Annotated in this window: 21 protein-coding genes and 1 riboswitch; of the genes, 16 read left to right on the forward strand and 5 right to left on the reverse strand. The window is 35.5% G+C overall.

Annotated features, from left to right (window positions below):
- Window positions 1–191: 191 nt before the first annotated feature.
- Window positions 192–1,139 (reverse strand): magnesium/cobalt transporter CorA, encoded by a 948-nt coding sequence (gene corA / locus D612_RS0108245; protein WP_017754982.1) that lies wholly within the window; start codon window positions 1,137–1,139, stop codon window positions 192–194.
- 223 nt (window positions 1,140–1,362) lie between these two features.
- On the opposite strand from corA, the gene D612_RS0108250 reads away from it, so the two are divergent.
- From D612_RS0108250 to tsaD, 6 genes are all read left to right on the forward strand, one after another.
- Window positions 1,363–2,508, forward strand: a complete 1,146-nt coding sequence (locus D612_RS0108250) for a trans-sulfuration enzyme family protein (protein ID WP_017754983.1) — start codon at window positions 1,363–1,365, stop codon at window positions 2,506–2,508.
- 116 nt (window positions 2,509–2,624) lie between these two features.
- Window positions 2,625–3,623, forward strand: coding sequence for a thiamine-phosphate kinase (gene thiL / locus D612_RS0108255; protein ID WP_017754984.1), 999 nt, complete (start codon window positions 2,625–2,627; stop codon window positions 3,621–3,623).
- 117 nt (window positions 3,624–3,740) lie between these two features.
- Window positions 3,741–4,217: a tRNA (adenosine(37)-N6)-threonylcarbamoyltransferase complex ATPase subunit type 1 TsaE gene (gene tsaE, locus D612_RS0108260; RefSeq protein ID WP_026092441.1), complete on the forward strand. Its 477-nt coding sequence runs from the start codon at window positions 3,741–3,743 to the stop codon at window positions 4,215–4,217.
- Window positions 4,198–4,893 carry a tRNA (adenosine(37)-N6)-threonylcarbamoyltransferase complex dimerization subunit type 1 TsaB gene (gene tsaB, locus D612_RS0108265; protein ID WP_017754986.1) on the forward strand — a complete coding sequence of 232 codons (696 nt, stop codon included), beginning with the start codon at window positions 4,198–4,200 and terminating at the stop codon, window positions 4,891–4,893. The genes tsaE and tsaB overlap by 20 nt, the downstream gene beginning before the upstream one ends.
- Complete coding sequence (gene rimI / locus D612_RS0108270; RefSeq protein ID WP_017754987.1) at window positions 4,893–5,354, forward strand: ribosomal protein S18-alanine N-acetyltransferase; 462 nt, start codon at window positions 4,893–4,895, stop codon at window positions 5,352–5,354. The genes tsaB and rimI overlap by 1 nt, the downstream gene beginning before the upstream one ends.
- Complete coding sequence (tsaD, locus tag D612_RS0108275; protein ID WP_017754988.1) at window positions 5,347–6,363, forward strand: tRNA (adenosine(37)-N6)-threonylcarbamoyltransferase complex transferase subunit TsaD; 1,017 nt, start codon at window positions 5,347–5,349, stop codon at window positions 6,361–6,363. Before rimI ends, tsaD begins: the two co-directional genes overlap by 8 nt.
- A gap of 539 nt (window positions 6,364–6,902) precedes the next feature.
- Here the strand turns inward: tsaD and D612_RS0108280 are convergent.
- The gene (locus D612_RS0108280) at window positions 6,903–8,864 is read right to left on the reverse strand and encodes an ABC-F family ATP-binding cassette domain-containing protein (protein ID WP_017754989.1); all 1,962 of its coding nucleotides are present in this window, start codon (window positions 8,862–8,864) and stop codon (window positions 6,903–6,905) included.
- A 144-nt stretch (window positions 8,865–9,008) separates the two neighbouring features.
- Between D612_RS0108280 and moaC the strand changes: the two genes are divergently transcribed.
- Window positions 9,009–9,494 carry a cyclic pyranopterin monophosphate synthase MoaC gene (gene moaC, locus D612_RS0108285; RefSeq protein ID WP_017754990.1) on the forward strand — a complete coding sequence of 162 codons (486 nt, stop codon included), beginning with the start codon at window positions 9,009–9,011 and terminating at the stop codon, window positions 9,492–9,494.
- Window positions 9,495–9,615: 121 nt separating this feature from the next.
- The gene (locus D612_RS0108290) at window positions 9,616–10,257 is read left to right on the forward strand and encodes a redox-sensing transcriptional repressor Rex (RefSeq protein ID WP_017754991.1); all 642 of its coding nucleotides are present in this window, start codon (window positions 9,616–9,618) and stop codon (window positions 10,255–10,257) included.
- 63 nt (window positions 10,258–10,320) lie between these two features.
- Here D612_RS0108290 and D612_RS0108295 read toward each other — a convergent pair whose 3' ends face one another.
- On the reverse strand, window positions 10,321–10,527 hold the full coding sequence (locus D612_RS0108295; protein ID WP_017754992.1) for a YdiK family protein: 207 nt from the start codon (window positions 10,525–10,527) through the stop codon (window positions 10,321–10,323).
- The gene (locus D612_RS0108300; RefSeq protein ID WP_017754993.1) at window positions 10,527–11,240 is read right to left on the reverse strand and encodes a CPBP family intramembrane glutamic endopeptidase; all 714 of its coding nucleotides are present in this window, start codon (window positions 11,238–11,240) and stop codon (window positions 10,527–10,529) included. Before D612_RS0108300 ends, D612_RS0108295 begins: the two co-directional genes overlap by 1 nt.
- Before the next feature lie 420 nt (window positions 11,241–11,660).
- On the opposite strand from D612_RS0108300, the gene groES reads away from it, so the two are divergent.
- Window positions 11,661–11,945 (forward strand): co-chaperone GroES, encoded by a 285-nt coding sequence (gene groES / locus D612_RS0108305; protein ID WP_017754994.1) that lies wholly within the window; start codon window positions 11,661–11,663, stop codon window positions 11,943–11,945.
- A gap of 151 nt (window positions 11,946–12,096) precedes the next feature.
- Window positions 12,097–13,722 carry a chaperonin GroEL gene (groL, locus tag D612_RS0108310; RefSeq protein ID WP_017754995.1) on the forward strand — a complete coding sequence of 542 codons (1,626 nt, stop codon included), beginning with the start codon at window positions 12,097–12,099 and terminating at the stop codon, window positions 13,720–13,722.
- Window positions 13,723–14,390: 668 nt separating this feature from the next.
- Here the strand turns inward: groL and D612_RS0108315 are convergent.
- Complete coding sequence (locus D612_RS0108315) at window positions 14,391–15,008, reverse strand: DNA-3-methyladenine glycosylase (RefSeq protein WP_017754996.1); 618 nt, start codon at window positions 15,006–15,008, stop codon at window positions 14,391–14,393.
- 172 nt (window positions 15,009–15,180) lie between these two features.
- Between D612_RS0108315 and D612_RS0108320 the strand changes: the two genes are divergently transcribed.
- The 6 genes from D612_RS0108320 to D612_RS0108345 all read left to right on the forward strand — a co-directional run bounded on the left by D612_RS0108320 (window position 15,181) and on the right by D612_RS0108345 (window position 23,365).
- Entirely contained in the window at window positions 15,181–15,381 is a 201-nt protein-coding gene (locus D612_RS0108320) for a hypothetical protein (RefSeq protein ID WP_017754997.1), read from the forward strand.
- Window positions 15,382–15,596: 215 nt separating this feature from the next.
- On the forward strand, window positions 15,597–16,556 hold the full coding sequence (locus tag D612_RS0108325; RefSeq protein ID WP_017754998.1) for an AAA family ATPase: 960 nt from the start codon (window positions 15,597–15,599) through the stop codon (window positions 16,554–16,556).
- A 93-nt stretch (window positions 16,557–16,649) separates the two neighbouring features.
- Window positions 16,650–17,843, forward strand: a complete 1,194-nt coding sequence (locus D612_RS0108330; protein ID WP_017754999.1) for a DUF58 domain-containing protein — start codon at window positions 16,650–16,652, stop codon at window positions 17,841–17,843.
- Window positions 17,840–20,002: a transglutaminase TgpA family protein gene (locus D612_RS0108335; protein ID WP_017755000.1), complete on the forward strand. Its 2,163-nt coding sequence runs from the start codon at window positions 17,840–17,842 to the stop codon at window positions 20,000–20,002. The genes D612_RS0108330 and D612_RS0108335 overlap by 4 nt, the downstream gene beginning before the upstream one ends.
- A gap of 140 nt (window positions 20,003–20,142) precedes the next feature.
- A complete protein-coding gene (guaA, locus tag D612_RS0108340; protein ID WP_205619888.1) occupies window positions 20,143–21,684 on the forward strand; it encodes a glutamine-hydrolyzing GMP synthase in 1,542 nt (513 codons plus the stop codon).
- A gap of 130 nt (window positions 21,685–21,814) precedes the next feature.
- Window positions 21,815–21,916: riboswitch (purine riboswitch) on the forward strand.
- Between the two features lie 126 nt (window positions 21,917–22,042).
- The gene (locus D612_RS0108345; protein ID WP_017755002.1) at window positions 22,043–23,365 is read left to right on the forward strand and encodes an NCS2 family permease; all 1,323 of its coding nucleotides are present in this window, start codon (window positions 22,043–22,045) and stop codon (window positions 23,363–23,365) included.
- The last annotated feature ends 270 nt before the right edge of the window (window positions 23,366–23,635 follow it).

Here is a 23,635-nt window from a genome sequence, read left to right on the forward strand (position 1 = left end):
GGCGAAGAGAAAGAGTAGTGGAAAAAACCACTACTCTTTTTGTTTTGCAAATTATCATAACATTTACACCATGTAAACTTCATTACCGCCAAGGTGCCAGAGGGGTATCCATAGTGGTATCCATAGTGGTGTCCATAGTGGTGTCCATAGAGGGTGCCACCTAGGAGCCTGACCCCGGGAAATATTGGAAACTAAAACCAGCCTTTCCTTTTAAACCAAATGAACATGCTGGTGGCTATAATTGCCATGATAATTAGCGTAGCAAAGTAACCGTATTTTGTTGTCAATTCAGGCATATGAACAAAATTCATACCGTATATTCCGGCAATAAAGGTTAATGGTGCAAAAATTGATGTAATGATTGTTAGGATTTGTATTACTTGATTTGTTTGGTGAGAGTTTATAGAAATGTAGCTATCACGAATATCCGTAGTAATATCACGATTTGATTCAACCATCTCTGACAGCTTTAATAAATGATCATAAATATCTGAGAAGTATGCATTTCTTTTAATAACTCCTTCTAAATGCTGTGAATTTAACATTCGATATAATAGATCTCTCATTGGATTTATTGTATGTCTTAATGTTAATAATTCGTGGCGAATTTCAAACAAATCATCTAATAGTAACTCCATCGATTTTTTTTCTGAATTATCCTCTAAAGTGTTTAATTCATCCTCAATTTCATATATTAAAGGAAAGTATTGATCAACAATTTTATCTAATACCTCGTAAAAACAATGGTAATGATCCCAGTTTTTTATATTGTCTATTGAAATAGCTCTATTCCATACTTGATTTATCTGATCTGAATTATGGTAATGAAAAGATACTATGTAGTTCAAACCAATGAAAAAGTATATTTCCTCTCTTATCAAATCGTTATTATTTAATTCATGAGTTACGAAAAAAGTATATCCTTCATAATAATCTAGTTTAGGCCGTTGAAGTCTGTGTACACAATCCTCAATAGCTAATGGGTGAAAGTGGAAAAATTCGGTTAATTTTAATATTTCATTTTCAGTAGGCATGTTAAAATCAAACCAAATCCATTTGTAATTTGTGAAATTAATATTGTCGATGTTTGTAAATATTTTTTTTTTGAAATCACTTGTTATTGCAAATGCTTGAATCATAAATTTTCTCCTATATAAAGTTCATAATTCCATTTTGTCCTAAAATATTTTAATTATCACAAGGGGAAATTAAACAAAATGAGTTTCAATTTATGATTTTCAGTTTAATTGACTAAGAAATAAACTACTGCATAATAACATTAATCCCTTTAGGTCCAAAAAAAGTATTTGACCCCTTCTATATGTAGGTTTAAAGTAGAAACTAATTATGAAGGGGGAAATAATGGTGAAGCATCATTTCAATACTGAAACGGTTCATTTATCAGAAAAAAGACTAGGCTCATTTACTAGCAAGGTAAATCCGATTTATCAAACATCTGCTTTTGCTTTCGGAGATCTTGAAGAGTTGGAAGGTTACTATCAAGGGAACGGCGCCTATTTATACACTAGAGTAGGAAACCCAAATACAGACGATTTAGCCCTTGCAGTTGCGAATCTTGAAGGAGCTCCTACAGGTGTGGCAACATCATCTGGTTTATCAGCTATATTAGCTGGAATTCTAGCTGTTACAAAGACTGGTGACCATATTGTAGCAACAAATGACACATATGGTGGAACCTATCATATGTTAGAAAACGAATTAAAGGATTTTGGAATTGAAGTATCATTTGTATCTTTTGAAAACCAAGAAGAAATTAGGGAGTCTATTAAAGCAAATACAAAACTGCTCTATTCCGAGTCAATTACAAATCCTTTGTTAAGGGTTGAGGACTTAGAGGAGCTTACTAAGATAGCAAAAGAATACAATATCATTACAATGATTGATAATACGTTTGCAACCCCTTTCTTGTGCCAGCCTTACTTGAAGGGTATAGATTTAGTTGTCCATAGCGCTACTAAATATATAGGCGGCCACAGTGATGTAACAGCTGGCGTGCTAGTTGGCCAACAGGATTTAATTGCAAAGGCGCGGGCAAAGATTGTTAATCTTGGTCTAAATCTTAGCCCATTTGAAGCATGGTTGGGAACCCGTGGTATTAAAACCTTAAGTGTTCGAATGGAGCGTCATGTAAATAATGCACAATTTCTTGCAGATCAGTTAAAATCTCATCCAGGTGTATGCAAGGTTTATTATCCGGACTTCGTATCAGAAAAAGGGAATGGACCGATCGTTACAATTGATGTTATCGGAAAATGTGATGTCCAAAAGTTCTTTAAGTCTCTCTCTTGGATAAAGATTGTGCCTACTCTGGCTGGAGTTGAAACTACCGTTTCTTATCCAGCTGCTACATCACATCGTGCTCTTTCAAAGGAACTAAGAGATGAATTGGGAATTACGGAAGGTGTTGTAAGAATATCAGTAGGAATAGAAGACCCTGAAGATATCTTAGCAGCCTTTTTAAATGCTCTTGATCAATCTATTTTGTAAAACCAATGAATATATGAGAAAATAAATATGGAATTATAAAATCCTTAGGACTTCATGCCTAAGGATTTTTTTGAAGGAACTTGAAGGAACATGAAAAATGCTATGGAGGAATTACGGTGTCAATTCATGACGAGTTTTCATTTATTAATAGCATTACACCGAAAGAATCTAAACATCAACATTTAATTACGGGAATTGGTGACGACGCAGCCTTGTATTCAGGTGATAGTGAGGTTGAAGAAATTATTGGTATGGATACAATGGTAGAAGGGGTGCACTTTACACGAAATACAATGAAGCCCTTCCATATAGGTTATAAAGCATTGGCAAGTAATATAAGTGATATTGCTGCTATGGGTGGCGAACCCACCTTTTATTTAGTATCTCTAGCTATTCCAACGACTTGGGATGAAGCTGACCTATTAGAAATATACAAAGGTATGCGAACCATTGCTGACCGTTACAACATGGATTTAATAGGTGGTGATACTGTATCAACGCAGCATAGTCTCGTTATAACGATTACAGTATTAGGCCGTATAAAAAAAGGACGAAGGCTTTTAAGACAAAATGCTAAACCAAATGATATAGTATTTGTGACAGGTAATATAGGGGATTCATCTGTTGGACTTAAGCTTTTATTAGAACATGGCTGTGATTATAATTTTACAAGTGATGAAGCGTATTTAGTTAAGCGACATCAACTGCCAGAACCTCGGATAGAAATTGGTAGAATTTTAAATAAGTATTCACGAGTTTCATTAAACGATGTTAGTGACGGAATTGCCAGTGAACTTAATGAAATAGCAATAGCAAGTAGTGTCACACTGGAAATAGATGCTAATAGACTTCCTAGAAGTGAATCATTTAGTATCTACAATCAAGAAGATAAAAAACATTGGCTTCTATATGGTGGCGAAGATTATGAGTTGGTGGGGACTGTTGCACCTGAGGTTTGGTATGAGGTTAAAGCTGAATGTATACGAAATAATTATAAAATTACAAACATTGGCTATGTAAAAGAAGGGGAACCAAAGGTTCTATTAAAAGAAGGAAATAAAACAACGGTTTTACAAAGGCAAGGGTATAATCATTTTAGAAAAAATATTTTGTAGGCTCTTTCAATCAATAAATAAAGCACTTATAATGTGTAACCTAGTACAGCCATAACGTTTATTATGGGGGTTCACGTTATTCATGTATTAAATTTTTATATAAAATAAGGTGATCGAGTGAGTAAGTTTACTTTTTTGAGTCATTCAGAGGAACAAACGATGAAATTTGCTGAAAGCGTAGCAAGGAAACTAATGCCTGGTACGGTGTTAACACTTGAGGGAGACCTTGGTGCAGGGAAAACAACCTTCACGAAGGGGCTAGCGCGAGGACTTGGAATCACTAGAACTGTTAATAGCCCAACATTTACAATTATTAAGGAATATACACAAGGGACAATACCTTTATACCATATGGATGTTTATCGATTAGAAGAAAGTGATGAGGATTTGGGGTTCGATGAATATTTTAATGGCAATGGAATAACAGTAGTAGAATGGGCTCAGTTTATTAAGGATCAGTTACCAAATGAATGGCTAAATATCAATATATTACGTGTTAGCGATCATGAAAGAGAAATTGTCCTACAGCCGAAGGGGAATCGGTATTTAGATTTGTGTAAGGAGATAGCAATAGATGAAAGCATTAGCAATTGATACGTCCAATTTAGTAATGGGAATTGCAGTAACAGACAAAAACGTAATTATTGGTGAATATATTACGAATATGAATAAAAATCACTCCATTAGAGTTATGCCGGCTATTCGCGAATTAATGAAAGAGGTTGGGGTAGAACCAAAACAGTTGGATAGAATTATTGTCGCGTATGGGCCCGGATCGTATACAGGTGTAAGAATTGGTGTTACAATTGCAAAAACTATGGCTTGGGCGTTACAAATTCCCCTTGTTGGTGTTTCAAGCCTTGAGGTGTTGGCGAACAATGGAAAACTATTCGATGGAGTAGTCTCACCACTTTTTGATGCTCGAAGAGGACAAGTATATACTGGGCTATATGGACGGTACAATGAACAATTTCAAGCAATTAAAGCTGATCAGATTATTTTAGTAAAAGATTGGGCTGAACAGTTAAAGTTACAATCAAGGAGAGTATTGTTTTTAGGTAATGATATTCCCCTTCATGAAGCAATGATTAAGGAGGCTCTAGAGGATCAAGCCATAATTGCGCCACCTAGCTTATTTAATCCTCGCCCTTCAGAGCTAGCGATGATTGGGTTAAAGAAGGAAGCTGCGGATATTCATTCCTTTGTACCTAATTATGCTCGACTTGCAGAAGCTGAGGCAAAATGGTTAGAGGCACGGGAGAGGAAGTAATGGAAGACAATGTTCAAGTTCAATTCAGATTAATGGCTTTGGAGGATGTTGAACAGGTTTACGAAGTCGAAACTAGTGCTTTTTCAATGCCATGGAGTAAAGAGGCTTTTTTTAATGAATTAACAAACAATAAATTTGCGAAGTACATAGTAATGGTTCTAGACTCGAAAATTATCGGATACTGTGGTTTGTGGATTATTCTCGATGAGGTACATATCACAAATATTGCCGTTCTTCCAGAATGTCGTGGTAAAAAGCTTGGAGATGCCCTATTAAAGCAAGTTATTGAATTTTGCCGTGCTGTAGGGGCAAAGACAATGTCACTTGAGGTGAGGATTTCAAATCATGTTGCCCAAAATCTTTATAAGAAATATGGCTTCAAAGAGGGTGGAATCCGTAAAAGCTATTATGTAGATAACAATGAGGATGCGATTGTAATGTGGGTGAATATAAATGAGTGAAAAAAAAGACATATTAATAGTAGGGATCGAGACCAGCTGTGATGAAACAGCAGTAGCAGTTGTAAGAAACGGTAGAGAGATTGTTGCAAATGTAGTTGCTTCGCAAATTGAGAGTCATAAAAGATTTGGTGGCGTTGTTCCTGAAATAGCCTCGCGGCATCACGTTGAGCAAATCACAATTGTACTTGAAGAAGCGATGAAAAAAGCAAACATTTCATTTGCTGAAATAGATGCAATTGCCGTTACGGAAGGCCCGGGGTTAGTTGGTGCTTTATTAATAGGTGTCAATGCCGCTAAAGCACTTTCATTTGTACATAATATACCACTAGTATCAGTACACCATATTGCTGGGCATATTTATGCTAATAGACTTGTTAAAGAGCTTACCTTTCCATTAATAGCCCTTGTTGTATCAGGTGGACATACGGAGCTGGTTTATATGAAGGAGCATGGCTCCTACGAAGTGATTGGTGAAACAAGAGATGATGCAGCTGGTGAAGCTTATGACAAGGTCGCGAGACAATTAAATCTTCCGTATCCAGGGGGACCTCATATCGATCGACTTGCCCATGAAGGGACCCCTTCACTAGACCTACCAAGAGCTTGGCTGGAAAAGGATTCTTATGATTTTAGCTTTAGTGGTTTAAAATCAGCCGTTATTAATGTGCTTCATAATGCAACACAACGAGGAGAAGAAATAAAACACGAGGACCTTGCTGCAAGTTTTCAGGAAAGTATTATTGAAGTATTAGTTACAAAAACAAAAAAAGCTGCAGAGGAACATAAAGTGAAACAAGTACTTCTCGCAGGTGGAGTAGCTGCAAATAAAGGATTAAGAGCAGCGCTAGAAAAAGAATTTAATTCATCTAGTATTGAGCTTGTTATCCCACCTTTATCTTTATGCACGGATAATGCTGCTATGATTGCTGCAGCAGGAACAATAGAATTTAATAAGGGGAAACGAGCAGGATTAGATTTAAATGGGACACCGGGTTTGCAATTAGGGTAATCTAATCATTTTAAATAAGATTTAAAGTGTATTCTTGAAGGAGTTTGAGAAAAAAACCAACTCCTTTTTTATTTTTGAGTTATCAGTATTATTACAGTGATTACAACTTATATCAAAGGATATTATCGATGTGGACAATAGTTATCCACAAATAATTAAATTGGTGGATAACTTCCAGAAGTTTTGTCAAAACAGGTACTGTTGTTGTTTATAATAACTGTGGATAACTTATGCAAAATCTGTTGATAATGTGGATAACGATAGTAAAGGACCGTCAAAGCAAGCCTTAATTGTGAATAATACTGTGGATAGTGTGAATATGTGGGCCAAAATATTCATTAAGTATATTCAATTAATATTCATCGGACAAACGTTCTGATTTTATTTTGAAATTATATTTATACAGATATTACTCTGTAAAAAGTCCAAAAAATAAGACTATCGGCAAGCTTGCCAATAGCCTATTTCCCACTTTCTGGAGGGGTCAGGAACCTCTATGGACACCTCTATGGACACTGCTATGGACACCTCTATGGCACCTATTGCTGTAAAGACTCCCATTCATCCATTAATTCTTCAAGCTTTTCGTGATGTTTTTGATTAGCAGAAGTTAATTCAGTGGATCTCTCATAATTTTGATAAACATCGGGATCGCATAGTAGCTCTTCATTTTCGGCAATTTTCAACTCTAGCTCTTCGATTTGTAGCTCAATTTCCTCAATTCGTCGTTGCCGTTGTCTTTCTTTTCGTTTTTGCTCTTTGTCAAGTTCGTAGCGTTGTTTACTAGTTCCGGCAAGTTTTGAATTTGTTTTTACGTCCATGTGAGAACTTTTTTCTATCGTAGAAAGTTCCTCTAATTCCTTTTGCTCATTCTTTTTATTTACATAATAATCGTAATCTCCTAAAAAAGACTGTAGCCCTTCATTAGATAATTCAATCACTCTAGTTGCCAATCGATTAATAAAATAACGGTCATGTGAGACAAATAGGATCGTTCCAGGATAATCTATAAGCGCATTTTCTAAAATTTCTTTGCTATCTAAATCTAAGTGATTGGTGGGTTCGTCAAGTATTAGAACATTTGATTTCTGAATCATTAGCTTTGCAAGTGCTAATCTGGCCTTTTCTCCACCGCTTAAAGAAGAGACAATCTTTAGAACGTCGTCACCACTAAATAAAAAGTTCCCTAAAATAGTACGTATATCTTTCTCTGGCATCATTGGATTTTCGTCCCACAGCTCATATAATACTGTTTTGTTCGATGTTAAATTTGCTTGCTGCTGATCGTAATATCCAATGGATACGTTAGACCCGTAGGTGATAGTCCCGCCTGCTAATGGGAGCTTCTTCGTAATTGCTTTTAATAATGTAGATTTACCAATACCATTTGGTCCAACTAAGGCTACGCTTTCCCCTCTTTGCAATAAAAACGAAACATCCTTTAAAATTGGTTTTTCGCTCGAGTCTGAACTCGAGTCTGAATAAGTAACGGAAATATTGTCAACCATTAACACATCATTTCCACTTTGCTTTTCTATCTCAAATGAAAAGGAAGCCGATTTTTCATCCCCCGAAGGGCGTTCGATAATTTTTATACGTTCAAGTTGCTTGCGACGACTTTGGGCTCGCTTTGTTGTGGATGCTCTAGCGATATTACGTTGAACAAAATCCTTTATCTTCGCAATTTCCAATTGCTGTTTCTCATATTGCTTGAGCTCTTGCTCGTATAAAGCAGCACTTTCCAGCAAAAACTTACTATAGTTACCAACAAATCGACGGCAATTTGTCCTTGAAAGCTCATATACCTGCGTGACAACCTTATCTAGAAAATACCGGTCATGTGAAACAATTAATAATGCCCCAGGATATCCTTGTAAATATTGTTCCAGCCAGGAAAGTGTTTCAATGTCCAAATGATTCGTCGGCTCATCTAAAATTAATAAACCAGGCTTAGTTAATAAAAGCTTCGCTAGAGCTAATCGAGTCTTTTGACCACCGCTTAAAGTGCCAATCAATGTTTCATAGTCAAAATCCCCAAAGCTTAGTCCATGGAGGACAGTTCTAATATCAGCTTCATACTGATAGCCTCCTTCATCTTTGAACTTAACTTGAAGATCGTCATACTCCTTGAGTAGTTTTTCATGCTTCAATGAATCATTTAAATACTCAGGGTCACCCATTTTCATTTCAAGCTCTCGAAGTTTTTTTTCTTGTATTTTAAAATGTTTAAAAGCAGTCAGCATTTCTTCCCAAATAGATAAGCTTGATTCCAGACCTGTGTCTTGAGCAAGATAGCCAATATCAAGATTTTTTGGCTTAATAATTTCGCCACCATCATAAGACATTTGTCCAGATATTATTTTGAGTAGTGTTGATTTGCCAGCCCCGTTTCTACCGACTAAGGCAATTCTATCTTTTGATTGTACTTCTATTTTAATATTAGATAAAATAAGTTCAGCACCATAATATTTTGTAAGTTGATTAACTTGCAGTAAAATCATGTCCGTTCACCTCTTTATTTCATAAAATTAGTTTATCTTATATTGAGACGCGCGGGCAACAAAACTACTTATGGAAAATATTAATTTAATTCAAGACAGGTAATCCAAAATAGTGTATATTCACAAGTAAGGGGATGAACGAAGATGTCTTTTACGCACTTTAATGAGCAAGGCCGTGCAAAAATGGTTGATATAACAGAAAAAAATGATACTGTAAGAACGGCGGTAGTACGATCAAGCATTCAAGTAAATGAAGAAATATACACAAAAATAACTGAAAATAAGATTAAAAAGGGGGATGTTTTGGCGGTTGCTCAAGTGGCTGGGGTAATGGCAGCTAAAAAAACACCAGAATGGATCCCGATGTGTCATCCGATTATGCTTAAAGGTGTAGATATTTCCTTTTCGTGGGAAAATAAATCACCTAATTATATTTTACATATAGAAGTAATTGTCAAAACAAAAGGAAGCACCGGAGTTGAGATGGAGGCCTTAACTGCAGCTACAGCAACAGCCTTAACAGTATATGATATGTGTAAGGCCGTTGATAAAGGGATGGTTATTGGAGAAACTTATTTAGTTGAGAAAACTGGTGGAAAAAGCGGAATTTTCCGTAGAGAAGGGTTATAACTAGTACGATATTTCGAAAATTTCATCCATTATTTAAGCAATGAAACGGATTTGGTAGTGTCAAAAGTTTTGTAAAAAAACTAATCTTTTTACAGATACTACCATTTTAAGGGGGAGAGGTATGAATAGTATCCAAAACAATAAAATTCCACAGGCAACTGCAAAACGGCTGCCGTTATATTATCGTTTTATAATGAATTTACATGCATCAGGGAAACAACGCGTATCCTCTAAGGAGTTGAGTGATGCAGTAAAGGTTGATTCAGCAACGATACGTCGAGATTTTTCTTATTTTGGTGCACTCGGAAAAAAAGGATATGGGTATAACGTCAATTATCTGTTATCATTTTTTAGGCAAACACTCAACCAGGATGAAGTAGTGAAGGTTTGTTTAATCGGCGTCGGGAATTTAGGTACAGCATTTCTTCATTACAATTTCATGAAAAATAATAACTCAAGTATCGAAATGGCGTTTGATATTGATGAGAGTAAAGTAGGGAAGGATGTCGGCGGTGTTCCTGTTTATCATTTAGATGATTTAGAGGACAAAATTCAAGATGAGTTTGAAGTTGCTATATTGACCGTACCAGCACAGGCTGCACAGCAAATAACCGACCGTCTTGTAAAAACAGGTGTAAAAGGAATACTAAATTTTACGCCGGCTAGAATCAATGTTCCTGAAGAAATAAGAATTCATCATATCGATTTAGCTGTGGAATTACAATCTTTAATCTATTTTTTAAAGAATTACCCACTAAAATAATACATATTACGTGAAGAGGGATTGTCGCGAGATAATCCCTCTTTCAATTACCAAAACATTCATCTAACATTCATCATGGTTATTATTTTGTAACCTTCTTTTGTAAGTAAAGAATCGTATCGCCGTACTAAAATCAAAGGTTGCAATCAGCATTAGTAATATAGTAGAAACATTCCAAATGGATTTTTGAGCAGTTTCTATTGCTAAAAATGTAAACATGATACCCATTGCTGCATAAATAAAGCCTAACGTATATGGTGTCGGTCTCATTATAGTATGCCCCCAATAAATCCTTGTAGTTGCTCATATTGCTGCTGCATTTTTTCAAAATAATCTCCCAAGAAGATACGAACTACGACAACAAATGTATTCATTGATACGTGGGCCATAATTGGAACTAAGATTCTTTTTGTTTTTACATAAAGGAATGAAAAAACAAAGCCCATCGCAGTGTAAATTAGTATATGTGTAAAATCAACATGTACAGCAGCAAAAATCAACGAACTAATTATGGCTGCTATCCAAAAATTAAACTTTCGATAAAGACTTCCAAAAATAATCTGGCGAAAAATGATTTCTTCAAAAATTGGTCCAACTACGGAGGTCACAATTATAAAGATTGGTGTTGTCTTTGCAATCTCAACTAATATTTCTGTGTTTTCGGAGCCCATTTCAATTCCTAGTTTCATTTCTATTTGAGCAGCAATTACTTGGGCGAAAAAGGCAAGACCTATTCCGGCAATAGTCCATCCGAAAGCAGTTGATTTCGAGACTCTGCCTTCAGTATGATGCCTTTCTTTCATATCTGGTATTAATAAGAAGAGAACAATAAGAAGTCCAACAGAAAAACTAATAACCGTCCAAATGGCGAGAGTATGTTCTTTAGGGACACCGCTTGCTAAAAGTAGATCGAATCCAAAAACAGCACCGGAAAACTGAACTAAAATATATGTTAATATTGTGAACCAATATCTAGCATTCAATGAAAAACACCTTCAATCTAAGATGGTAAAAATCTACACCCGTATTTTAACATACTTATCCAATACATAATACCAGACAAATAAGCTTGCTACTAATCTTAATGAGAATTTATATTTCAAAATATACTTAGGAAATTATATGTTTTCATTAGGAAAATATAATAAAGGTGTTTCCAGTGAAGTTCCGCTCCTTTTCCGCTGAAAGGATGATTAATTTGGTTTTTTTTGTTAATAATGTACTAGTGGACTATTTTTTGAAATATACCACTTAAAAAGGGGGAAACAAATCAAAAAAAATTAATACATTTTACTTGCAAAAAAGAAAGAGATTATTTATTATAATAAATGTGTTAGCACTCAAAGAGAACGAGTGCTAATAAATTGGAAAATAATATAAAAAATCTTAGGAGGGTGTTTCACTTGTTAAAACCATTAGGTGATCGTATTGTTATTGAGCTTGTTGAGGCAGAAGAAAAAACTGCAAGCGGTATTGTTTTACCGGATACTGCAAAAGAAAAGCCACAAGAAGGTCGTGTGGTTGCAGTAGGTACTGGTCGTGTATTAGACAGCGGAGAAAAGGTTGCGTTAGAGGTTAAAGAAGGCGAACGCATCATTTTTTCAAAATATGCAGGTACTGAAGTAAAGTATGAAGGCAAAGAATATTTAATTCTTCGCGAAAATGATGTATTAGCAATCGTAGGCTAATTGGTCTTGAACGCGGAATTTAATGGAGCGTGAACTGGTCACTCTTTTAACATTTTTCGTGAGATAGATCTACTAGTCTTGTTACATAGTAGATCACCCTTAATTTAAAATAGTCTTTCATTATTAAAAAATTTGAGGAGGTACTATATAAATGGCAAAAGAAATTAAGTTTAGTGAAGAAGCTCGTCGTTCGATGCTTCGTGGTGTAGATACATTAGCAAATGCGGTAAAAGTAACGCTTGGACCTAAAGGACGTAATGTTGTATTAGAGAAAAAATTTGGTTCACCATTAATTACAAATGACGGTGTTACAATCGCGAAGGAAATTGAATTAGAAGATGCATTTGAAAATATGGGTGCTAAATTAGTTGCTGAAGTAGCAAGTAAAACGAATGATGTTGCTGGAGATGGTACAACAACTGCAACAGTTCTTGCACAAGCATTAATTCGTGAAGGCTTAAAGAATGTAACCGCTGGTGCGAACCCAATGGGAATTCGTAAAGGTATTGAAAAAGCAACTCATGCTGCTGTTGAAGAATTACAAGCAATCTCCAAACCAATTCAAGGTAAGGAATCAATTGCGCAAGTAGCGGCTATTTCATCAGGAGACGAAGAAGTAGGTCAATTAATCGCTGAAGCAATGGAGCGCGTTGGTAACGATGGTGTTATCACAATCGAAGAATCTAAAGGCTTCACAACTGAATTAGAAGTTGTAGAAGGTATGCAATTTGACCGTGGTTATGCTTCTCCATACATGGTGACTGATTCAGATAAAATGGAAGCTGTTCTAGAAAATCCTTATATTTTAATTACAGATAAGAAAATTGCTAGCATTCAAGAAATCTTACCAGTATTAGAGCAAGTTGTTCAACAAGGTAAGCCGTTATTGCTAATTGCTGAGGATGTTGAAGGGGAGGCTCTTGCAACATTAGTAGTGAACAAGCTTCGTGGAACATTTAATGCAGTGGCTGTTAAAGCTCCTGGTTTCGGAGACCGTCGTAAAGCGATGTTAGAAGATATTGCAATTTTAACTGGCGGTGAAGTGATTACTGAAGATATCGGTTTAGATCTTAAATCTGCTAGTATAGCCCAATTAGGTCGTGCTTCTAAAGTTGTTGTAACAAAAGAAAATACAACAATTGTTGAAGGTGCTGGTGAATCAGCTAAAATTGCAGCTCGCGTTAACCAAATCCGTGCACAAATGGAAGAAACAACTTCTGAATTTGACAAAGAAAAATTACAAGAGCGCCTTGCAAAATTAGCTGGTGGTGTTGCAGTAATCAAGGTTGGTGCTGCGACTGAAACTGAATTAAAAGAGAAGAAGCTTCGCATTGAAGACGCATTAAACTCTACTCGTGCAGCTGTGGAAGAAGGTATTGTTTCCGGTGGTGGTACAGCCCTAGTTAACGTATATAACAAAGTAGCTGCGCTTGATTTACAAGGCGATGAAAAAACAGGCGTAAACATCGTTCTTCGTGCATTGGAGGAGCCAGTTCGTCAAATCGCTCACAACGCAGGTTTAGAAGGCTCTGTTGTCGTAGATCGCTTAAAGAAAGAACAAGTTGGCATTGGCTTCAACGCTGCAACTGGTGAATGGGTAAATATGATGGAAGCTGGTATCGTTGACCCAACTAAAGTTACTCGTTCCGCATTACAAAACGCAACAAGCGTTGCTGCTATGTTCTTAACTACAGAAGCAGTAGTGGCTGACATCCCTGAAAAAGAAGCACCAGGAATGCCTGACATGGGCGGCATGGGCGGAATGGGAATGATGTAATAAACATCATCCAAAAAGGAATTTTTTGAAATAAAGTACAACTGTATATTGGTAAAAGTAATGTTGGCTGAATTAGCAACATTGTTTGAAGTAAAGTACAACTGTATATAATAACGTTGGCTGAATAAAAAACATTGACTGAAAAGTCTAAAGAAGAGGCTTCCCTTAAGTTTATGAACTTTTGGGGAGCCTCTTTTCATGATCATAAATATATAATTTATATGGCCAAGAAGCCTTTTGTTTTTCCTACCCATCAGTACTAAAGCAAATGTGATGGATCATCAGCCCATATTATGTTGTAACGTTGTACTAAAGCTTTTGTTAACGGACACCAGATCTCTTATATATAAAAATAATGTAAATTTGAGATTCATGCGGACACCAGATCCGTTATTTAAAAAAATTGGGCAAAAATAGCTTCGATTCTGCAAAATAACGGAACGTGTGTCCGTAAAATTCAAAAAACCAACTATTTGCTCAAAATAACGGATCTCATGTCCGTTAAAAATCATCAAAATTATAAAAGAACGTCTATATAAAAAAGCAAGTCGGACTCATACGAGTTTAACTAGCTCTAGAATTCAACATTTAATGTGTACTAAACGCTAAATGTAGTTCTAAAAGTGCTTGCATTCCTTAGTTTTTTGTAATCCTCTTGTCTTTTCTAATTATTTTTTCGGTAATTTAGATACAAAAGGGTTATCTTTAATCCAAAAACGCCACGGATAGTCTTTGGCTTCATCGCTATTATCAATTCCAATCCGTTTTCCACTCGATACTGCCTCAGGCATAATACCATCTGCAATTAGTAATGGTGGTTGTCGGAACGTACTACCATAGTCGTCCATTGTTATTCCTATCGCCTTTGTGAGTTTCCCAGGGCCGTTGGTTAATTGATAAATGTTTTCCCATTGCCTTCTTTTTTTCATTAGATCAATCCCAAGATATGGCTCGAGGGCACGGATTAGAATGGCCTCTGGGGCACCTTCTTTTCCGCTGACTACATTAACTAAACAATGGGTATGCATTTTAAATGTATATACTAGTCCAGCTTCATGGAACATGATTTCAGTCCTTTTTGTTCTGCGATTTTGATAGCTGTGTGCAGCCTTATCATTAGGTCCGATATAAGCCTCCGTTTCTACAATATAACCTGCTGCTATACCTTCAATAGTTTTTTTTATAAGCAAACAACCTAATAAGCTTTGGGCAAGCTCTATTGTTGGAATTTCATAGAAATCTTTACTTTTTATTTTAAAGTCTTCTGATATTTGCTCTTTACCCATAATGTTTTTCACCTACTATATAAGAAATGAACAGGCTTTGCTTTAAATATTATAAGGAAAAAACGTAGAAAACAAAAATATAGAATAAAAAACAAAGGGCTCAAGCCTGTTTACAGTTGCTGTTTACTCTAGTAAAATATTTCCTGAAAGTCGATTTAGGGAGGCTGACAAAATGAGGCGTTACGAAATCGAAATTAGAATGATAGACGGTCAATTTTTTAATGTTGTTCGAGAGGCGCAATCTGTTGATGATTTAGAACGTTCATTAATGCGCGGTTGGTTTAATGCTGGTAATGATATACACAAGAAATTTTTGAACACAAATCATATTGTATCATTTGAAATTAAAGGATATAGTGATTATTTGTTTTAGGTATGAGGGCTGCCCGTAGGGGCAACCCTATTTTTTTCCTTTAATTGGAACCTGCTTTTGTTGAAAAGAAAGGATTTTTGGGCTTGCGAAAGAATGTATAATAGAATAGTAGAAAATATAAAAAAGAGAGCTTACTTAAGATTATTAATTAGCTATTAATTATGTAGTACTACTAATATATTTGAACTTATGTAAAAACTAAAAGGAGAATATAGATGAACAATAGATATGAGACATTTCATCCAATGAATCCAATGATTGAAAAAATAGTAGATAATATCGAAAAGGTAATAATCGGTAAACGACAAGAGGTTGTTTTGAGTTTGGTTGCTTTGTTGGCACAAGGACACGTATTGTTAGAAGATGTCCCAGGAGTTGGGAAAACAATGATGGTTCGAGCCATAGCTAAATCAATTAATGCTACCTTCAAAAGAATTCAATTTACTCCAGATCTAATGCCCTCTGACGTAACTGGTATTTCAATATATAATCCGAAGAAGTTACATTTTGAATACCGCCCTGGACCAATTATGGCTAACATTGTTTTGGCAGATGAAATAAATCGGACATCCCCGAAAACGCAGTCAGCACTATTGGAAGGTTTAGAAGAAGGAAGTATTACTGTTGATGGAACTACAATGATATTACCTAAGCCTTTTTTTGTTATGGCAACACAAAATCCTATTGAGTATGAGGGGACATATCCGTTACCTGAGGCGCAGCTTGATCGGTTTTTATTAAAAATGAGGATGGGCTATCCAACACAAAATGAGGAAATCGGTTTATTAGAAAGGTTAGCTGTTGGACATCCACTTGAACAATTGCAATCAGTCATCTCGATAGAGGAAGTTATTGAGCTACAAAAACATGTACAAAAAGTGTATGTCGATCTTACTATCAAAAAGTATATTATCGAAATTGTAAATCGAACAAGAGGCCATAGTGATGTTTATTTAGGCGTTAGTCCAAGGGGATCCATTGCGATTATGAAAGCGTCCCAAGCGTTAGCTTTTATGTCAGGAAGAGATTATGTTATTCCTGATGATGTGAAGTTTTTAATACCTTTTGTATTAGCTCACAGAATCATTGTAAATTCTGAATCTAGATATAAAGGTAAATCAGCGTTGGAGATCCTAAACGAAATTATTAATCATGTACAAGTACCGGTTTCATAGATTTCATATTGAGGGAATAATTATGAGAAATGTAATTTTTATGAAGGTGCCCCAGAAACTTTGTTCATAGCGTGAAATGAGAGGCTAATAAATATGGAAAGCATAATAAATCAATTGAAGCTAGCAAGTAGAATAATAGCCTTACTAATTGGAGCGGGAATTTTATTTGCGTATGCAATGTTTCAAGGCGGATTTGTGAGTTGGTTTCTATTCTATAGCTTTGTCCCATTTTTATTATTTTCGCTAGTTTTTGCTTTTTATCCATTAAACAATTGGAAAATTGAAAGGATAATTGAAGACAGGAGATACGAGACGGGAGATAGCGTAACTGTTCAAATAAAACTTACGAGAAACAAGCCTTTTCCGCTTTATTTTATATTTATAGAAGAAAAAATTTCCGATTCTATTAATACAAGTAATCAAAAGCTGATTTTATATCCGATATTCAAACGTAAAATAAAAGGTTCCTTTGCGATCGATAATCTGCAACGAGGGGAGCACCTTTTTAATGAAATAAAAATAACGTCAGCTGATTTTTTTGGTTGGATAAGAAAAGAAATTGTAATTAACGTAGAAGATTCAATTACTGTTTATCCTAAGCTCCAACCAATTCATTTATTTTCGTTAAAAAATAAATTTGGTGAGGGTGTAATTGCTAGAGGGTTAGATGATCAAAAAGAATCACTAATTCCAACAAGTGCTCGAGAATATCAGCCAGGTGATCGTCTATCCTGGATCAATTGGAAGATGACAGCTAATAAAAATAGTCCAATGACAAAGGAATTTGACAAAACAGAGAATGAACAAATCGTCATTGTGATGGACCGGTCCTCTTTCATCCCATCAGGTTCATTTGAAAAAATAGTCGAATTTACAGCGTCATTGACAAATGAATTATATAAAAATAATATCCCTATTGGACTAGTTTCGATGGGGGAAGAGCATACTTTGTTCCCGGTAAATGGATCAAATAAGTCAAAGCAACAAATTTTTTATCATCTAGCAACCGTAAGTAATGATGCTACTATAGGTTTATGCCATTTATTAAAAGGGAATCTCCCGGTATTGCCGCCAAGAAGTACAATTATATTTGTTGTCGACCAAATTCAGTATGATTTACTCGAACTAGCAAAAAATTTAGTAAGTAATCAATATAAAATTGTTATTACTACTGTAGAAAAGTATGGATTAGATGCAAATGAAAGTTTCGTAAGCAAACAAAGCTTTATCATTAAGGAGATGGATGACTGCTTTGATACACATCGTTCTAGAGGTGAGATAGAGTGACGATAAATAAGCAATGGTTTTATACTAAAAGCAGCCACCTAATTTTATATATTTTGGGATTTTTATTGTTTTGGGAATGGTTACGCCCACTTGAACAAGTGACTGACACGACAAATAGCTTCTATTTTGTAATGTTTTCAGCTTTTTGCTTTTCATTATACTTCCTCAATTTACAGTCATGGTTGTCTTTTCTGTTACGTATTATAGGTTTATTGTATATTTTACATGCATTGTTTTTCGAAAGCTCCTTTTTCAGTCTCAGTTGGCTTAGTGATTTTTTTGAAGATATTTTAGTGAATACACATAATATGTTTAAAGCGGATTGGTTGAGCATGACCGATATGTTCCGAAGCTTTCTGTTTTTATTACTTTTATGGGTTATGTGTTATTTGCTCCATTATTGGTTAATTGAGGCAAAGCGGGTCTTTATTTTTTTTATTTTAACTCTCATTTATGTAACAGTTTTAGATACGTTTACACCATATGATGCGAGCATTGCGATTATAAGAATTATAATTGTCGGTTTTTTTATTTTAGGTTGTTTACAATTTTCAAGGATTAGAGATAATGAAGGAATACCGATTCGCCCAATTTGGATTCTGTTACTAACCGCTATGATCATGTTATCAATAGGGTTAGGTTTTTTTGGTCCGAAGATGGGTCCACAATGGCCAGATCCAGTACCCTTTATAAAATCTATGACTACGGGCGAATTTAGTACATCTAATAAAATTGGTTATGGCGTTGATGATTCTAGATTAGGAGGTTCATTTTCAGATGATGATACGACAGTTTTTACTGCGGAAGTTAAAAAGGCTCATTATTGGCGAGTTGAAACGAAGGATTTTTACACAGGTAAAGGCTGGGAAATTTCGGAATATATACCGAAAATTGTTTTAGATAAAAACAATATTAATCTGGATATTATTGAAAATGTAAATAATGATGGAATAATAATGGCAAAAGTATTGGTTGAAAACATTGGTGATCATCCACATATCCCTTATCCCGTTGATCTTCGTGCCATGGAAATTCCAGAAAATCCAGAGCTCTATGTTGAACCCTTTATAGGGAAACTATCAATAGAGAATGAACAAATTTTACATTCTTATGAATTAGCCTATCATTTTCCGGAGTTTTCCCTTGATGCATTAAAGCTTGCAAATGATGGTGATAATCAATTTATAAAGGAAATTTATACACAGCTTCCCGAATCTTTACCGGAAAGGGTCGAAGCCTTAGCATTTGAAATTACAAAAGAAAAGAATACTCGTTATGAAAAAGTAAAAGCGATCGAGTCTTATTTTTCTTCGCAAGGTTATAAGTATGAGAAGAAAAACGTAGCTATTCCTGAAGCGGATCAGGATTACGTTGATCAATTTCTTTTTGAGACAAAAAGAGGATATTGTGATAATTTTTCTACATCAATGGTTGTGTTATTACGATCTTTGGGAATCCCAGCTCGTTGGGTAAAAGGTTACACTCAAGGAGAGTATATCGAAACGCTAAAAACAGGAGCAAGACTGTATGAAGTCAAAAATTCAAATGCGCATTCATGGGTGGAGGTTTACTTTCCGGGCATTGGTTGGGTACCTTTTGAACCAACTAGGGGCTTTAGGAATCCATATACGTTTTCGGAGAGCGTCATTCCTGCAACTGTCCAAGCAGAACAAATACTACAAGAGCAGGAGCAGCTGTCTGAAAATGAGATACTAAATGAAACGGAAAAGGATCAAAACGGAAAAAAGGGAAATACAAAAACCACCAACTCTTTTAACAAAATTAAAGTTCCTCTGAAGGAAGTAAATATTGTTTTAGCTACGATTTTCTTAATTAGTGTAGTTTTATATAAATTTCGGAGACGTTTATATCCTTATTGGGTTCTGGTAAATTACCGTCTTAGAAAAAATAAACAAACACCGGAAATGTCTTTTGAGGTTTTGTACAAGCTATTAAGGAATAAGGGAATACCATTAGAAAATGGTGAAACAATTAGAGAATATGCAAGAAGAGTTGATCATTCAATCGGTTCTACTGAAATGACGGAGTTTGCCAAAATGTATGAGAGAATTCTATATTCGAACAATGATAAGTGTGAAGAGGAATGGAAAGCTATAATGACTTTATGGGAGGAATTAATTAAGAAGATATTAGCTTGACCAGTCAAGAACACGTTGGTATGATAATTACGAATAAATTCTGAATTTTGTTATTAAATGTTCGGGAAATTTGCTAGAAAGCTAGAATTCTGCCTTTTGGTAAGGCTTTTCACAATATTTTAGGAGTGAGTATGTTGGAAATAAGAGAGCAAGTTAATGAAATGATTTTAGTACTTGATTTTGGTAGTCAGTATAATCAGCTTATCACGAGAAGAATTCGTGAATTAGGTGTTTACAGTGAACTTCACGATCATGAAATTTCTGCTGCTGAAATTAAAAAAATGAGTCCAAAGGGAATTATTTTATCAGGTGGACCGAACAGCGTCTATGGTGAAGAAGCATTTAACTGTGATAACGATATTTTTACTTTAGGAATACCAGTTCTAGGTATTTGCTATGGTATGCAATTGATGACTCATAAATTGGGCGGAACAGTTGAGAAAGCAAATCATCGAGAATATGGAAAAGCAACTATTAATATTGATAATCAGTCGAAAATTTATAAAGATTTGCCTGCTGAGCAGGTTGTGTGGATGAGTCATGGTGATTTAGTTACATCAACACCTGAGGGATTTGTCATTGATGCAATCAACCCATCCTGTCCTATCGCAGCAATGAGTGATGAGAAGCGTCGCTTTTATGGTGTGCAGTTCCATCCTGAAGTAAAACATTCGGTGTATGGGAATGATATTCTGAAGAACTTTGTTTTTAATGTTTGTGAATGTAGTGGCGATTGGTCAATGGAAAATTTCATTGAGATTGAAATGCAAAAGATCCGTGAGCAAGTTGGTGAAAAAAAGGTTTTATGTGCATTGAGCGGCGGGGTAGACTCTTCCGTAGTAGCTGTATTAATCCATAAAGCTATTGGGGATCAACTAACATGCATTTTTGTTGATCACGGTTTATTAAGAAAAGGTGAAGCTGACAGTGTTATGAAAACATTTAGTGAAGGCTTTCATATGAATGTCATCAAAATTGATGCGAAAGAACGTTTTATGGAAAAGCTACGTGGTGTTTCAGATCCTGAAAAGAAACGGAAAATCATTGGGAACGAGTTCATATATGTTTTTGATGATGAAGCGAAAAAGCTTGAAGGGATAGACTTTTTAGCACAAGGGACACTGTATACAGATATTATTGAAAGTGGAACAAAAACAGCGCAAACTATTAAATCACACCATAATGTAGGTGGATTACCGGAAGATATGAATTTTACTTTAATTGAGCCGTTAAATACACTGTTCAAGGATGAAGTGCGTGCATTAGGGACGGAATTAGGTATTCCTAATGATATAGTGTGGAGACAGCCATTCCCTGGACCTGGCCTAGGTATTCGAGTTCTAGGTGAAATTACTGAGGAAAAGCTAGAAATTGTTCGTGAATCAGACGCTATCCTTCGAGAGGAAATAAAAAATGCGGGACTAGACCGCGAAATTTGGCAGTACTTTACCGTTCTTCCTGACATTAGAAGTGTAGGTGTAATGGGTGATGCGAGAACTTATGATTATACTATTGGTATTCGTGCTGTAACTTCTATTGACGGAATGACCTCGGATTGGGCGCGGATTCCGTGGGATGTATTACAAGTGATTTCAACAAGGATTGTAAATGAGGTCTCGCACGTTAATCGTGTGGTGTACGATATTACGAGTAAGCCACCTGCAACGATTGAGTGGGAGTAACCTACTAAGAATAGTAGAGAATATCACGCCCTTCGGATTAAAGGCGAACATTTTTGATTAACGGATTAAAAATGTTCGCCTTTTTATTGACTAGATGTTTTGTTCCTGTTAAAATATGAATGAAGTTTTCCTAGAATAATAGAAAGACCGTCGTATAATGTCGGGAATACGGCCCGAAAGTTTCTACCAAGCTACCGGAAATAGCTTGACTACGAGGTTCATGATAATGGCTTTATGACGTTTTCAACGAAGAAATTTATCATGGTATCTCCTGTAGAAACGCTACCAGTATTTAACTGGAGTGTTTTTTTCGTAATAATATTTTTATTATACTTTAACGAGGAGGACTACCGAATTTATGAAACGCTATTTTCAATTTGAAGAATTAGGAACAAATTATCAACGGGAATTTATTGCAGGATTAACTACATTTTTATCTATGGCTTACATTTTATTTGTAAACCCAAGTATGCTTTCATTGGCAGATGTTCCTGATTTACCAGCAGAAATGAGAATGGACCAAGGCGCAGTATTTGTTGCAACTGCAGTAGCGGCAGCGATTGGTACTTTAATTATGGGAGTATTGGCTAGATATCCAGTGGCGCTTGCACCTGGTATGGGCTTAAACGCATTCTTTGCTTATTCAGTAGTGTTAGGAATGGGTATTCCATGGCAAACTGCTTTATCAGGTGTGCTTGTATCAGGGTGTATTTTTATTGTTTTAACATTATCAGGAATTCGTGAGACAATTATTAACTCAATTCCTGCAGAGCTGAAATATGCAGTAGGTGCAGGTATTGGTTTGTTTATAACATTTATTGGGTTGATTAATGCAGGAATTATCGTAAATAATGATGCAACTCTAGTAGGTATTGGCGAATTAACAAACGGAAATACATTGTTAGCAATTTTTGGACTTATAATTACAGTTATTTTAATGGTACGTGGTGTCAAAGGCGGTATCTTCTATGGGATGATCATAACTTCAATTGTAGGAATGATATTTGGCCTAGTAGGTGTACCTGAAAAAATCATTGGTGCAGTTCCAAGTATTGCCCCGACTTTTGGGCAAGCATTTATAAACCTTGGAGATGTATTTACAATCCAAATGATAACAGTTATCTTAACATTCTTGTTTGTCGATTTCTTCGATACTGCAGGTACTCTAGTTGGAGTTGCGAACCAGGCAGGTTTAATGAAAGATAATAAATTACCAAGAGCAGGCAAAGCATTGTTTGCGGATTCATCAGCAACTGTAATAGGTTCAATCTTAGGAACATCAACGACTACATCATATGTTGAATCAACTGCAGGTGTTGCGGCAGGTGGTAGAACAGGCTTTGCTTCTGTTGTCACAGCTGGTTTCTTCCTATTAGCTTTATTATTTTCACCTTTACTAGGAGTTGTTACATCTGCGGTAACTGCTCCGGCATTAATTATTGTTGGTGCTTTAATGGTTTCTTCATTGGGTGAAATCGAGTGGAAGAAGTTTGAGATTGCAGTACCAGCTTTCTTAACAATCGTTGCAATGCCATTAACATATAGTATCGCAACAGGGATAGCAATCGGCTTCATTTTCTATCCAATTACAATGATTGTAAAAGGACGTGCTAAGGAAATACATCCAATCATGTATGGATTATTTGTAGTATTTCTATTATATTTTATCTTCTTAGCTTAAATCTTCCTAGAGTGTAAGTTTGATTAAGAATACAAGTCAGGTTTATGAAAACACCGAAATTGTTTAATAAAGCAATTCGGTGTTCTTTTGTTTTGGAAAGAGGATAATAGTTGGCTAGTTAAATATTTTAGTGGAAAATGTGTTGACTTCAATTTGGAGAGATGATATATTTAAAATCGTGCTTTTGAACAATCATGTGAAAAAGTCATAAATTAATTTCAATAAAAAGTTATTGACTTCCACGAAACAAAATGATATGATTGGTTTTGT

Source organism: Calidifontibacillus oryziterrae (assembly GCF_000331575.1).
GTDB classification, from domain to species: Bacteria; Bacillota; Bacilli; order Bacillales; family Bacillaceae_J; genus Calidifontibacillus_A; species Calidifontibacillus_A oryziterrae.